At 37.7% G+C, this 14,073-nt stretch carries 14 protein-coding genes; 10 read left to right on the top strand and 4 right to left on the bottom strand.

What is annotated here, in order from left to right:
* Positions 1 to 453: 453 nt before the first annotated feature.
* On the bottom strand, positions 454 to 1,311 hold the full coding sequence (locus tag H1D32_RS10030; RefSeq protein WP_261178140.1) for a hypothetical protein: 858 nt from the start codon (positions 1,309 to 1,311) through the stop codon (positions 454 to 456).
* 280 nt (positions 1,312 to 1,591) lie between these two features.
* Here H1D32_RS10030 and H1D32_RS10025 point away from each other — a divergent pair, with 280 nt between their 5' ends.
* Positions 1,592 to 1,819, top strand: coding sequence for a hypothetical protein (locus tag H1D32_RS10025; RefSeq protein WP_261178138.1), 228 nt, complete (start codon positions 1,592 to 1,594; stop codon positions 1,817 to 1,819).
* A gap of 336 nt (positions 1,820 to 2,155) precedes the next feature.
* Here H1D32_RS10025 and H1D32_RS10020 read toward each other — a convergent pair whose 3' ends face one another.
* Positions 2,156 to 3,589 (bottom strand): DDE-type integrase/transposase/recombinase, encoded by a 1,434-nt coding sequence (locus H1D32_RS10020; RefSeq protein ID WP_261178137.1) that lies wholly within the window; start codon positions 3,587 to 3,589, stop codon positions 2,156 to 2,158.
* Positions 3,590 to 3,761: 172 nt separating this feature from the next.
* Between H1D32_RS10020 and H1D32_RS10015 the strand changes: the two genes are divergently transcribed.
* Positions 3,762 to 4,922: an iron-containing alcohol dehydrogenase gene (locus H1D32_RS10015; RefSeq protein WP_261178136.1), complete on the top strand. Its 1,161-nt coding sequence runs from the start codon at positions 3,762 to 3,764 to the stop codon at positions 4,920 to 4,922.
* A 67-nt stretch (positions 4,923 to 4,989) separates the two neighbouring features.
* Here H1D32_RS10015 and H1D32_RS10010 read toward each other — a convergent pair whose 3' ends face one another.
* Complete coding sequence (locus H1D32_RS10010; RefSeq protein WP_261178135.1) at positions 4,990 to 6,180, bottom strand: M14 family metallopeptidase; 1,191 nt, start codon at positions 6,178 to 6,180, stop codon at positions 4,990 to 4,992.
* Positions 6,181 to 6,236: 56 nt separating this feature from the next.
* Between H1D32_RS10010 and H1D32_RS10005 the strand changes: the two genes are divergently transcribed.
* The 4 genes from H1D32_RS10005 to H1D32_RS09990 all read left to right on the top strand — a co-directional run bounded on the left by H1D32_RS10005 (position 6,237) and on the right by H1D32_RS09990 (position 8,542).
* The gene (locus H1D32_RS10005) at positions 6,237 to 6,347 is read left to right on the top strand and encodes a carbohydrate kinase family protein (protein ID WP_261178134.1); all 111 of its coding nucleotides are present in this window, start codon (positions 6,237 to 6,239) and stop codon (positions 6,345 to 6,347) included.
* Between the two features lie 171 nt (positions 6,348 to 6,518).
* On the top strand, positions 6,519 to 7,004 hold the full coding sequence (locus H1D32_RS10000; RefSeq protein ID WP_261178254.1) for a DUF2243 domain-containing protein: 486 nt from the start codon (positions 6,519 to 6,521) through the stop codon (positions 7,002 to 7,004).
* Entirely contained in the window at positions 6,994 to 7,800 is an 807-nt protein-coding gene (locus tag H1D32_RS09995; protein ID WP_261178133.1) for a cytochrome c oxidase assembly protein, read from the top strand. The genes H1D32_RS10000 and H1D32_RS09995 overlap by 11 nt, the downstream gene beginning before the upstream one ends.
* Before the next feature lie 286 nt (positions 7,801 to 8,086).
* Positions 8,087 to 8,542, top strand: coding sequence for a hypothetical protein (locus H1D32_RS09990; RefSeq protein WP_261178131.1), 456 nt, complete (start codon positions 8,087 to 8,089; stop codon positions 8,540 to 8,542).
* A 235-nt stretch (positions 8,543 to 8,777) separates the two neighbouring features.
* Here H1D32_RS09990 and guaC read toward each other — a convergent pair whose 3' ends face one another.
* The gene (gene guaC, locus H1D32_RS09985) at positions 8,778 to 9,761 is read right to left on the bottom strand and encodes a GMP reductase (RefSeq protein WP_261178130.1); all 984 of its coding nucleotides are present in this window, start codon (positions 9,759 to 9,761) and stop codon (positions 8,778 to 8,780) included.
* A 197-nt stretch (positions 9,762 to 9,958) separates the two neighbouring features.
* On the opposite strand from guaC, the gene H1D32_RS09980 reads away from it, so the two are divergent.
* From H1D32_RS09980 to H1D32_RS09965, 4 genes are all read left to right on the top strand, one after another.
* Positions 9,959 to 11,017 (top strand): LLM class flavin-dependent oxidoreductase, encoded by a 1,059-nt coding sequence (locus tag H1D32_RS09980; protein ID WP_261178129.1) that lies wholly within the window; start codon positions 9,959 to 9,961, stop codon positions 11,015 to 11,017.
* Between the two features lie 95 nt (positions 11,018 to 11,112).
* Positions 11,113 to 11,784, top strand: coding sequence for a DNA alkylation repair protein (locus H1D32_RS09975; RefSeq protein WP_261178128.1), 672 nt, complete (start codon positions 11,113 to 11,115; stop codon positions 11,782 to 11,784).
* A 452-nt stretch (positions 11,785 to 12,236) separates the two neighbouring features.
* Positions 12,237 to 13,322: a tyrosine recombinase XerS gene (gene xerS / locus H1D32_RS09970; RefSeq protein ID WP_261178127.1), complete on the top strand. Its 1,086-nt coding sequence runs from the start codon at positions 12,237 to 12,239 to the stop codon at positions 13,320 to 13,322.
* A gap of 140 nt (positions 13,323 to 13,462) precedes the next feature.
* A complete protein-coding gene (locus H1D32_RS09965) occupies positions 13,463 to 13,570 on the top strand; it encodes a putative holin-like toxin (protein WP_261178126.1) in 108 nt (35 codons plus the stop codon).
* Positions 13,571 to 14,073 lie beyond the last annotated feature (503 nt).

Raw genomic sequence — 14,073 nt, 5'->3', positions numbered from 1 at the left:
TTCATATCAGTCCACTATTACTTGTTTTTTTGTAGTAGTGGACTAAATTATTACCACTATCAATTTGCTATCTTTTTGCTAGCAGTTGCTAGTTTTATATAATTGAAACATTTGTAATAGTTTATCCATGCTTCACACAGTAATGGCACAAATACCACCAAATGAATGACTTATTTTATAGAAAAATCTACCAATAAAAAAAGGTGAACAAAAGCTGTTCACCTTTTTTTATTATAATAATCTTTCCAGATATAAGGTGGAATACATTTTAAATATAGTGAGTATGTAAGGGATAGAATGTTGAGGCTAATTACTCACATTTATATAAACTTGGAAAAAGACTAAGTCAAGCCCGCAGATTTGGAGTATTGTTTAAGATATTTTTTAAGGAGGGGGAATCAAGGGGAGGAAATAAAAGTCTGCTACACAAAACCAAGGTTGATAAATTGTCTGTTAAAATCTAACATAATCAAAGAACTGTTTAGCCCTTTGTGGAAAGACTGTTTCAGGAAAATTCCAAATCCAGAACCAATCACCCTTTTTTCGCCCAATCATACCGCACATAATCAAACCTGAAGTAATGCTCTTATAAGGCATACCCTTAAGGTGATAAGTTATGTGTGAATCAAGAGAAGTTGCTATTACTATTGGTCCATTAATTCTTTTTACTTCAAAGAGGATTGTTTTTGTTTCTATACATTCTTCTAATTGCAGTGAGTTTTTATATATGGCTTTTTCGGGGTTCCAATCCTTGTGGTGCATTCGTGGGAAAAGGTGTAAGTAGAGGCGATTTAACATCTGTTCGCATTTCTTTAAATCATTACCAGACTCTTGTAGATACTTTTCAATTAACTTATAAAAAGAACTTCTGTATCTACGGTCAAGCCACCTAAGAAACTTCTTTAATTCATTGCTAAATTTTTCTACTTCTCGTTCTTCTCGGGTGATCTTCATATGAAAAGGATAAAAAATGAATAAAAACTCTTCCCAAAATTGAGAGTGGCATTCTTTCCATGATGTGGGGCAATCGTCTTCTAAATAGTCTGTAAAATACTTTGCCAATACTGTCAGAAATTCATTACGCGCTAAACTGTTGGGGGCTCCGAGTTTATACTTAATTAAATCATCACCGTAAAATTCGAAGAGGCCGCGATAACGCATTCCAAACTCTGAACTTATTTTTATTTTGGCCAACAGTTCCATACGTTCACTCGCATTCACCCCAGGAAAACTTCTTACCCTTACATTTTCGATACAACAATCATCTTTAAAAACACCACTACCACATTTACACAAAACTTGTTTCTTCATTTGAAGAATCACCTTCTTTTTTAAGAGTTTGGAAAAATAACTTGAGGGACAGGAGAGAGGAAATTACGAGGGTTACTAGAAAAGTATAGCAAAAAAAACAATCCCAAAAAGTGGCTAAAATATGAATTTTTTTCTTCTAAATTGAACGGAAACTATATTAGAAATTCTGCTAAAAACCTAAAATACAGCAGCTATCATCACACTCAAACTCCGATCAACCGCATAAATAACACTCCCATGCTAATTCTATAATTAAACGAATAAAAAAGGAGATGAACTAATGAATTCATATGAAATAAAAAATATGATCATTGATACAGGGTTTCAAAGTGAGGAATATGTAACAACTGAATTTACTTACAATAGTCAAACTTATAGCGTAACATTTCAAAAGGGCGACTTGGAGTTAATGAATGCTTGGGTATTTAAGGAAGGTTCGTCCATACCCGCAAATTTATCCGAGGAAATGATCAATGCAATAAGAGAAGATGTGAAGAAGAGGATTTAACTCACAACTATTCAGTAGTAAAGAGGGTAGCTTTACCTTATGATGCAAACACTTGTTTTAATCCCCTCGAAGGCTTACTATATGAAAAGGAAGTGTCAAAAGTTCTATGAAAACTAAAGGCTGATGAAACTTTCTACCAATTAATCTGGGGGTAGCTCCCGCCATCGCTCTTGACAAACACGCCAATGGTTTAGAGTGAGGTTTAACAAGGGCGAAGCGGACAAAAGATGGCATGCCAAATAAACCCTTGGTTATTTCCATTTTAAACCATTGGCGAGTTCGGTTTGTCAAGAGTTCGCTTCGCCGCTGGCTAGAAAGGGCTCTGCTAAACAAAAGTTAGGCTCTTTGTTCGCTGATCCAATCCTGGGCTAGACCAATAAGAGTTGTCCATCTAGCAGGCATGTTTGGAAGCTTTTCTAGCTCTGGTATGGTCACAGGCACTTTTCCTTCTAAGGCCGAATGAGGTCTTAGAAAGTTGAAGTAAGCGACAAATAATGTCACGAATGAAACAGAACCATGTTCTGAACCGAATCCATGAGTTGACCGATAGTTCCCTTTAAAGGTTCGATTTAGTCGCTCAATAATTTGTTTGAGAGGTCTGTATTCCTTTGAAACTTCATCTTCGTTCGTCAAGCCAATCACTTGAATGACCTCAAAAGGGATTTGATGCTGGGCAAAGAAATGTTGAGCTAACAAGTAAATTGGATTTCCATCAACCACAAATGTAAGGTTCTCAGGTATTTTCTTAAGCTTTAGTAATACTTCGTCAATCGCTTTTATGGCGGTTGCTGTATCTCGGTTAGGTGACACTGGGTAAGAGAGTATCACTTTCTTTACAGCGTCAAAGAAGAAAAACAGGTAATGCCAACGGCCATTTACACGGATGTACGTTTCGTCCCCACAGAATTGGTCAGAGAGTTCATAAGGATAGTGATCAGTAAAAGGTTTCAACCATAAGGCAACACTATTCTCGTAGTTTAAAATGCTTTGGTGAGAAATAGAAACACCATGGATATCCTTCATTAAAGCAGCTGTTTTGCGAGCTGACAGACCATAATTGACGTGATAAGTAAGGATAAGTCCAAGTGTATATGGAGACACATAAATTCTTGATAGATCAACTCTCGGCCTCTTTGGTGAATGCTTCGCTAACGGTTGAAAATCAATGTGAAATTGGCGGTAAATATAGCGAAGTTTAAAGGCTTGGGGATCTTTCTTGAACCTATTTTTCTCTTTTTGAGTCATCGCATTTCGTTTCTTTTGGTAATAAGAACAAGCATCATTTTTACACTTGTACACATGGAAGTCTTTTCTTTCTTTCACTTTTTCTAGTGTTTTTGAACAGTGAGGGCATTTCAGGATTGTTTCCTTTAGATAGCGGTTTTTTTCACTGAAAAGACACGTACACACCTTACATTGATATTGTCCTTTCGCCCCATTATTGGCATACAAGTAATCAGCTGGAGCACCACACGTTGGACATTTCATTGATGAAGGAACTGGTGTTGAATTCGACCGTCTTTGGACTGGTTTAAGAGGTTTCCCTTTAGACTCTAGATGTTCAGATAACAGAAGTTGAAAATCTAGTTTCTTTGGAACCTCAATGATCGGAAGATCATCCACTTGAAGTTTTCGATAAGGTTTATTTACTGGAACTTCAGTTGGTTTATCAAACATACTTTTCCCGATTAATAGGGTAAGCAACGTTCGAATCACTTGTTCTTGGTAGTTTATAAAAGTAAGTAAATAGGTTATAATTTGAGGTAACAACTTGTCACTCTTCCTTTCTAAGGGATCTTAGTGTGTGTGTGGTTACCTCACTAATAACTTAGAATCCGGGGGGTGGCAAGTTTTTTGCTTATAAAGCCCTCTAATAAAGGATTTAATAGCCTATTTCTATATAAAGTTTTGACAATACGTATGAAAATAAGGGGGAATACATATGCAAAATTTTGTTTTTCGTAATAGTACAAAGATTATTTTTGGCAAAGATACAGAAGCTACAGTCGGGGAAGAGTCTATCAAGTATGGAAAAAAGCTTCTGCTGCATTATGGTGGAGGCAGTATTAAGAGCACGGGTTTATACGATAGTGTCGTTACGTCTTTACGTGAGCAAAGCATTGAGATCTTTGAACTTGGTGATGTTCAACCTAATCCCAGAGTTAGCCTGGTTCGTGAAGGTGTTTCAATTTGTAAGGAAAATAACATTGATTTCATCCTCGCCGTAGGGGGTGGAAGTGTTATTGATTCTGCGAAGGCAATTGCTGCAGGTGCGAAATATGAGGGAGATGTCTGGGACTTCTTCACTGGAAAACCAGTAACAGAGTGCTTACCAATAGGGGTTGTGCTTACCATCCCTGCTGCAGGTAGTGAAACAAGTACAGGAACAGTCATTACAAACGAAGATGGCTTGTATAAGAGAGCAACTGGACACGATACGATGAGGCCACAGTTTGCGATCCTAAATCCAGTTCTTACATATACATTACCTTCATATCAAACAGCTTGCGGGATTACAGACATGATCGCCCATATTTTAGAAAGATATTTTACGAACGAAAAAAATGTAGAGCTGACGGATCGATTATGTGAAGCAACCTTAAAAACAATCATTAATAATGCACATACAGTTCTAGAGAATCCAACGAATTATGATGCTCGCGCGGAGATCATGTGGGCTGGGACAATCGCCCATAATGACTCATTAGGAACGGGGAGAATTGGTGATTGGGCAAGCCATGATATTGAGCATGAAATTAGCGGGATTTATGATATCGCGCACGGAGCTGGACTAGCAATTATTTTCCCAGCATGGATGAAATACGTCTACAAGCATGACGTAAAGAGATTTGCACAATTTGCTAATCGAGTGTGGGATGTAGAAATTGATTTGAATGATCTAGAAAAAACAGCTCTAGCAGGAATTAATAAAATAGAACAGTTCTTCCGTTCTATTGGAATGCCAATCACTTTGACAGAAGTAGGTATCGGCGACGAGCACCTTGAGAAGATGGCGAAAAAGGCGACAGAAAGAGGTCCGCTTGGTAACTTTGTGAAATTGTCTGAAGAAGACGTTCATCATATATACCATTTAGCTAGATAGTCAAAAAACCTCGCATCCAGCGAGGTTTCTTTTATTAAGGTGAGTTTTTTCCGACTTACAAAGAGATTTACATATAAAGACTTGCTAAGAAGATCCCTAAATTCTCTTGATAAATTTGATCAAATTGGCTGATAGGTAATGGATTTACGCCACTACCTAATTCGACCGTAAATCCAGGTTTTCTCCATTCTTGAATAAACCAATCTTTGTAACCTGCAAAGCTGTCAACATACCTAACCCCACGATAACCACTTACTCTTGAAAATTCTGCTACTATAGTTGCTGCTTCAGATGGCTCTAATCCCTGATACCCCCAGAAAATCACTTTTCCTTGGGTGTGATATGCTAGCACTCGGTCAAAGTTTCCTCGTTTCGTTAAATCAGCGATTGCGATTGACTCTGGTTCTGATAATGGACGAGTGCCTGGAAAATCTCGTGAAGATGGTTGAGATGGCTTTCTCCTAGCCTCTTCTTCCCAACGAGCAGGAAATTGATTATTTAAGTCAACACCTCGAATATTTGCCTTCCAACCTGAAAAATCTGTGCTTCCACCGTTTATTGCCAATACGTTTCGACGATAAGGTTCTTCATTCGGAGCACCATGAATGACCAAATCTACACCGTCTGGATTGACCATTGGAACAATAGATAGTAGAACTGAATGATAGAATGGTGGCATCGAAAGTCCTCTGATGGATCCCATATTTGTTAGGGCTAGTAAATATTCATTAAGTGTTTGCATTAGAATTGGCGTTGTGATCCACTCATGGGCATGGAAGGATCCGTTCATGTGAACACGTTTCGTACCGCGCCCGATTTGTAATTCAACAAGATCTTTCCCCATCACTGAATCTCCAATTTTACGGTTAACGATAAAAGGATAGACTTCAATTAGCTGACGAATATCGTTCATCATTGCTGCGAAGTCGTATGATCTTCTTCCGCGAACAATTGGACTTGAAACACGAACGGGAACATTTATTCGCTGACCAATTTGTAAGGCATAGGGATTTAAAGTTGGATTTAAGAGTTGAAGCATATCAAAATTAAAACCTAACCGATTAGAGATGGCCCAAAAAGTATCTCCAGGTTGAATCGTATAGAAATTAACATAAAACCCTGGAATTCGCACAATTTGCCCAACCTGTAAGGCTTGAGGATTTACATCACGGTTCGAATCACTTATAAGAGGTAACGGAACATTAAACAGTTGACTATAATACCAGAAACTATCACCTTGCCTGACTCTGATATTCACGGTTTATGACCACCTTTCTTTCCTTCTATAAACCCTATGAGGATCAAACAACGGATATGATGGCAGTTTATCAGGTCCCTGTCATTGATACGACAGGGGCAGGGGATTACTATAGTTCTAGTCTGACGTTAGCAATAGCATCAGGTCAGACATTCGTGGGCTATTGAATTTGCTACTGTAGCATCTGCGCTAGCTGCCACAAAGTTCGGTGCACAAGCTGGAATGCCAATAATAAAAGAAGTCGAGGAAGTTATAAGCCGATTTTAGCACATAATTTGTAAACATATGGAAATGATATACATATTCTCAAATAATTCATGGAGGAGTCTGTGAAAATTATGACAACTGATACAAACCGTTATGAATATTCCACACGAAATTTATGGTCTGGTATTTTGTTTGGACTAGGTTTAGTTGCTTTTGTAGATGAGACTATTTTTCACCAACTGTTACACTGGCATCATTTTTACGACAAATCTACAACTAGTATTGGACTCGTTTCTGATGGTCTATTTCATGCGTTTAGTTGGTTTGCGACAATCGGGGGATTGTTCTTATTTGCTGACCTTAAGAGACGAAATGGTGTATGGCTTAAAAGGTGGTGGGGCGGTGTTCTACTAGGCGCTGGTGTTTTCCAATTGTATGACGGTACGATCCAGCACAAGATCATGCGGATTCATCAAATCCGTTATGTTGAAAATGTAGTCGTTTATGATATTGTTTGGAATATTATTGCTGTAGCCATGGTAGTCGCCGGAAGCTTTTTACTTTTTCTTTCCAAACGTGAACAGTCAAAAAGGGAGACCGTTACCCATGACCAATGAGACACATATTCATCATGTCAGTGACTTACACATTCACACATTCTCTCAGCTGTTACTAGCACTCCCATTTTTAGTTGGTTTTGTACTATATTTATACGCAGTCATCTTCTCAAACCGCTATTACAAACAATGGCCTTTTTCTCGTACTATGTTTTGGAGTCTAGGAGTGATCTTTGCTACAGCAGCATTGGTTGGCCCTTTAGCAGAACGTGCACAAACCGATTTCACGGTACATATGGTTGGTCATTTGTTACTTGGCATGGCGGCACCATTACTTATGGTACTCGCAGCTCCAATGACTTTACTTATGCGTACATTAAAGGTCGAACAAGCACGCCGTCTTACTCGTTTATTAAAAAGCAGAATTGTACACTTTTATACCGATCCAGTGGTTGCATCGATCTTAAACATCGGAGGCTTATGGATACTTTACACAACAGGTTTATATGAAGTCATGCACCATAGTCTATACCTACATATGCTCATACACATACATGTATTTCTCGCAGGTTTTCTTTTTACAGTATCACTTATTGGGATTGATCCAACGCCCTACAAGAGGAGCTATGTTTATCGTTCAGTTGTAGCAGTGACTGCTTTTTCTATTCACGGTATTTTATCTAAGTATATTTATGCTTTTCCACCATCCTCTGTTCCTGTAGGACAAGCAGAGTTAGGAAGTATGATTATGTATTACGGTGGGGACGTTATTGATGCATTTCTCTTCTTTATCCTTTGCCTCCAATGGTTTAGAACTACTCGTCCGCGACTATTGCTACAGGCAGGCGAATTTTAGCATATAATTAGAATTGTAATACTCTAGTTTGGGGATTACTTATATTTTCGTGTGGTTACACGCTATCTCTACGGCATGTAGCTACATAGACCGGGTATGCACCACTCGGTCATTTTTGATTCCCGGTGGATATAGGATAATTTAAATTATTTCAAAAAGAAACAAGTTTAAGGGAAAGAACCTAGTTGTTATGGACATTATCAATGAAGAAGCGATTTTAATCAGGATATTTTCAGTGGATTACTCATCCTCTATTTCATGTTATACTTAAGGGAAGGAGGTGATAATGATGGAAGAGTTACTTAAACAAATTTTAGAAGGACAAGCAAGAACTGAAAGACAATTAAGTTCTTTACATTTTGAAGTGAAAGACATGAAAAAAGATATTTCAACTTTGAAAAATGACGTATCAACTCTAAAAAGTGATGTCTCAACTTTGAAAAATGACGTATTAACTCTAAAAAATGACGTTACAACTTTGAAAAATGACGTATCAACTCTAAAAAGTGATGTCTCAACTTTGAAAAATGACGTATTAACTCTAAAAAATGACGTTACAACTTTGAAAAATGATGTTAAAGATATTAAGAATACTGTTGTTCGCATTGAGTCCCACCAAGAAGAAACCATTGTGGGATTGTTACTTCATGTTAAGAAACAAGTGGAGAAAAAAGACAGCCAAATAAAAGTATTAAATCAAAGGCTATTTGACGTTGAGGCCAGAACGGAAACCTCACAGTAAAAAGCTATACCACGTAAGTCTTTACGAAATAAAACTACATTCTATCTCAAAGTTTCTCTAAAGCCTCTTTTAACTTCAGTTTTTTCCTCTTAGTTTAATGCCCAAATTTATTTACCATTATTATTTCAAACGCTGAGAAGGCTACTAAAAGCATAGAAACATTACCAAGAATTATTTATGTATTTTGGAAAGGTGAGCAAGTAATAAAGTCACCTTGCTCACCTAAAGAGTATTCTTAATAGACCTTATCCCCGTTAAAGATTGAATTTTTCACAACCACGTAGTCTACATGACGTATCGCATCTAATCTATTTCCACCTGCATAGGAAATAGAGGATTGAAGGTCCTGTTCCATTTCGATCAGTGTATCTTTTAATGAACCTTTATGTTCGACATGCATTTTTTTACCTTCGACATTTCTTTTTTCACCTTTTTGAAATTCTGAGGCAGAGCCAAAGTATTCTTTACATAGTTTTCCATCAATCACCATCGTTTCTCCTGGAGATTCTTCATGACCGGCAAATAAAGATCCAATCATAACCATTGTTGCACCGAACCGAACTGATTTAGCAATGTCACCATGAGTACGTATGCCTCCATCAGCAATTACTGGTTTACTTGCTGCTTTCGCACACCAACGAAGTGCTGCTAATTGCCAGCCACCAGTACCAAATCCTGTTTTTATTTTGGTGATACACACCTTACCTGGTCCAATTCCAACCTTTGTTGCATCAGCCCCAGCATGCTCTAGCTCTCTAACAGCTTCAGGAGTTCCAACATTTCCGGCGATAACAAAGGTATCAGGTATATGTTTTTTAATATGTTGAATCATTTCAATGACACTATTTGCATGACCATGGGCAATATCAATCGTTATGTATTCCGGTGTAAGATTTTCATCAGCTAATTGCTGCACAAAACTATATTCTTCATCTTTAACACCAACACTTATTGAAGCAATTAGACCGCGTTTTTTCATATCTTTTATAAAATCCACACGTTTTTCTGGCTCAAAGCGATGCATAATATAGAAATACCCATTCTCCGCCAAATAAGTAGCAATTTTTTCATCGATAATGGTCTGCATATTTGCAGGTACAACTGGTAACTTAAAGGTGTGATTGCCAAAGCGAACCGACGTATCACATTCAGATCGACTTTTCACAATACTCTTCGCTGGAATCAATTGAATATCTTCATAATCAAACACGTTGTCCAAAATAACCACTCCTAATTACGAATTAAAAACGGTAACTATTTTATCAGTATGTAGTAGTTTTTTGATAATATTCATGGGCTGTACATAGAAAAGAACTAAGCTTGGTGCATAAAACTTGAATTAGGCTAGGCAAAGCCTCAAAATAAGGGTATTACGATACTAAGGTAAAGATACAGAAATGACTAGGAGGAAAACCATTGGAAATCGGAATAAGTACCTTTGTAGAAACAACACCTGATGTACAAACAGGTGTTGTCATAAGTCATGCCGAGCGACTACGGAACGTTGTAGAAGAGATTGTCCTTGCAGATCAAGTTGGGTTAGACGTCTTTGGTGTTGGAGAGCATCACCGAGAAGACTTTGCTGCGTCTTCACCAGCAGTTGTGCTAGCTGCAGCTGCCACACGAACGAAAAAAATCCGGTTAACAAGTGCCGTCACAGTTCTCTCGTCTGCAGATCCTGTTCGTGTATTTCAAGATTTTGCTACACTAGATGGCCTCTCGAACGGAAGGGCAGAGATCATGGCAGGGCGTGGATCATTTATTGAGTCGTTTCCGTTGTTTGGCTATGATTTAAAAGATTATAATGACCTGTTTGATGAGAAACTGGAGCTATTGCTAAAGATACGCGAGTCAGAAAAAGTTACTTGGAAGGGGGGACATCGTCCGGCGATCAACAATCTAGGTGTTTATCCTCGCCCAGTCCAGGAACCTTTACCAGTGTGGATAGGAAGTGGGGGAAATACAGAATCAGTTATCCGAGCAGGGATACTTGGGCTGCCACTTGTTCTTGCAATCATTGGAGGGAGCCCGTTACAATTTGCTCCCCTTGTGAAACTCTATAAGAGAGCGGCCGCTCAAGCTGGGCACGATCCGTCGAAGTTGCCAGTAGCGTCACATTCACATGGTTTTATTGCTGACGATACACAAACAGCTGCTGACAAATTTTTCCCTTCAACACAGTACGTTATGAACGTAATTGGACGTGAGAGAGGATGGGGGCATTATGACAGGTCTAGCTTTGATCATGCCCGTAGTTTTGAAGGAGCATTGTATGTGGGTGATCCCAAAACAGTAGCAGACAAAATCATTCATTTACGTCAGAACGTTGGCATCACTCGGTTTATGATTCACATGCCAGTGGGTTCGATGCCTCATGATGACGTCATGAAAGCGATCGAGTTATTAGGAACAGAGGTAGCACCGCGAGTTCGAGAAGAAGTTGCGAAATGGGAAGCAGAAAGTCAACAAGAGTAATTACATAAATCCCTACAATAAGAAATTGTAGGGATTTTTCTCTTAGTGTGAAAACGTTATACTTAGGAAAAAATGTAAAAAAGGGGGGATGCACTGTGAATAATAATGAAAGACTAACATTCGTCATTAACATATTTGAATTAGATAAAAATGAACAAAATGCCATTCCAATGAGAAAATATATGAAGGGTCATTTTGAATTTTTAGGTATAAAGTCACCAGAGAGAAGAGAGTTAGCTAGATTAATCTTTAAAGAAGTAGGGAAATTACCGAGAGAAGAAATGATCGATTTTATTAATGGGCTCTGGGATTTGCCTGAGAGGGAATATCAATATTTCGCGATAGATTACCTTGTAAAATATACTAAGCTTTTAGAGGAAGCAGATGTTCAATTTTTGGAATATCTCATAACTACAAAGTCTTGGTGGGATACCGTCGATATAATCGCTAGCAAATGTGTTGGACATCTCTTCAGTAATTACCCAACATTAGTAGCTGAATACTGTGAACGTTGGGCCATTTCGGAAAATATGTGGCTAAGAAGAACAGCCATTCTCTTTCAATTAAAATACAAAGAAAAAACGGATCACGAACTACTGTTTCGAATTATTGATAAAAATGCTCAAGACAACGAGTTTTTTATTCGTAAAGGAATTGGTTGGGCACTACGAGAATATTCGAAAACAAACAGAGATGCAGTTGCAGCATTTATAAATAGTCATCAGCTATCTAACTTAAGTAAACGAGAGGGGCAAAAATATCTTTAGGGTGGCAAAAGTAGCATTTCTGGGATATGGAGAGTGGATTAAAATTTTGCGGACATAGGATCATCTATTTACTGAAATTTTGCTGTTTTTGGACTTAAGTGGACATACGTTCCTTTATTTCCTTACATTCAATAAAAAAACACTTCTAACAGCTACGATAAGGGAACGTATGTCCTCAAACGTTAAAAAAGAGCTATATTTCTAAAAATAAAGGAACGTATGTCTGCTAAACGAAAGCCTGTGGTCAAAACTGCCAGTACCAACGCGCGTTCGAAAATAAATGAAAGATTCGCATAAAAGCTCCAATTTAAACCTGTACCGAAATGACCTAGATAATAACAACAGAAGGCCTAAGTGGGGTGCTTAGATACTCCGATACATTATTACGTAAAATATAAATTTGACGAATTAAACTATAAATTATAAAATAGTAACAAAGGATGTGATCTAAAATGAGCCAAGAAAATCGACTTCGCTATTATGAACGTATTGAAGAAAAAGCAAAAGAACTTCCTTGGTATGTGGTTGAATACATAGATAAACGAAAACGAAAATTATCACCAGCTTCATTGCTAAACTATTGTCATGATTATCTCATCTTTTTTGATTGGATCTTAGCTGAAGGTATTTACAATGGATCTCGGAAAGAAATCCCTCTGGAAACTCTTGAAAAGTTAACAAGGCAGCAAATTGAAGATTTTCTCTCTTTTCTTGAATTCCGACTTAACAACTCAAAACTGACCGTTAATCGGAAATTATCTGCCTTAAAATCACTCTTTAATTACCTGCAAAACATCGCTGAAACTAGCAACCTAGAACCTTATTTATCGCGGAATGTCATGGCAAAAATTGAATTGAACAACATTAAAGAAGACCAAGAAACACTTGCAAACCGTATGGAGGGTAAAATCCTCCGTGGCGATGAGTACGAACAATTTCGTCAATTCGTGGCCCACGACTACGGCTTAGCTAACCAGGATAACAAAAAGCTCTACAACTTCCATCAGAAAAACCGTGAGCGTGACACAGCCATTATTTCTCTCATCTTAGGCTCTGGACTGCGTTTATCTGAGCTTGTTGGCCTTGATTTAGAGGACATCGATTTTCAAAAAAATACGGTACGAGTGATCCGTAAAGGTAATAAAGAGCAATATGTTTATATTAGCGATCAAGCGATGCTAGATTTAAAAGACTATTTATCTGTACGTAATGAACGCTACAATTTAATCAAAACTACGAAATCGTTGTTTGTCTCTTCACCTATGGGCCCCAAAGGCACGACGAGACGATTAACACCACGAGCTATCGAAAAACTAGTCGAAAAATATGCGACAGCATTTGGTAAATCATCATTATCAGTACATAAACTTCGACATTCATTTGCAACTAGATATCATTCTGCGATTAATGATGTACCTAAATTACGTAGACAACTCGGCCATTCTTCCATTCAAACAACGATGATTTATACGCATATCAAAAACGATGAGTTAGGTGCCGCCGTAAAAAAGATGGATTTACCGAAGGAAGATAACTAAAAATTAAGTTTTTCTCTCTACTCCCCTGTTTTTACAACAAAAAAATTAGTAGATACAAGAACGTACGATTGGTATAATTTAGAAAGCAACTACATATAGCAGGGTGGCGGCTGATCCCCTTCGGAAAGGGGGTGAGGCTTGTGACGACATTTGAAGCATTTAGTCTTATAGCTCAATTCGGCTTAGTACTAATAGCAGCTTTTACACTAATTATTACTATTGTCGTCTATCTAAACAAAAAGAAATAGCCACCCTGACGACCAAGTAAGGGGGCTATTTCTGTAGTCTTTTATACACGGTTAGCCGCTAACCTGCGGCATGTTGTTGCAACGACTGAGTGTTCCAGCACTCGGTCATTTTTATTCTAGGAAGTTATTATGTACATTATACATGAAATCCAAAGTATTTCCAATAGTAGTGTGTGTATCTAAAGGGATAGTAATAATCTAAAACTTTAAAATAGAGATTTTCATGAAATACTCGTAGATAGGAGAAAACTATTATGTTGCTACCCCTTTTTTCTTTTTTTAGTTTACATAATATAATTATGAGCAACAATAACAAAATATCTTTTCGGTCTCAATTATTAGGTAAACTCTTGATAATGAGACAAAAGAAAAATTTTTAGTTATGAGCCCCTCATTTACTTCCTCTCTTTCAGTCTTAATCCTTTTCATGTATTATCCAATTCATTGAAGACATACTAAAGAAAATATAGTTGGAGGAATTTGCATTCGTCGTATTTTTCGCA

Origin of the sequence: Anaerobacillus sp. CMMVII (assembly GCF_025377685.1) — a bacterium.
Lineage (GTDB): Bacteria > Bacillota > Bacilli > Bacillales > Anaerobacillaceae > Anaerobacillus.
This window is presented reverse-complemented; position numbering and strand designations above follow the sequence as displayed.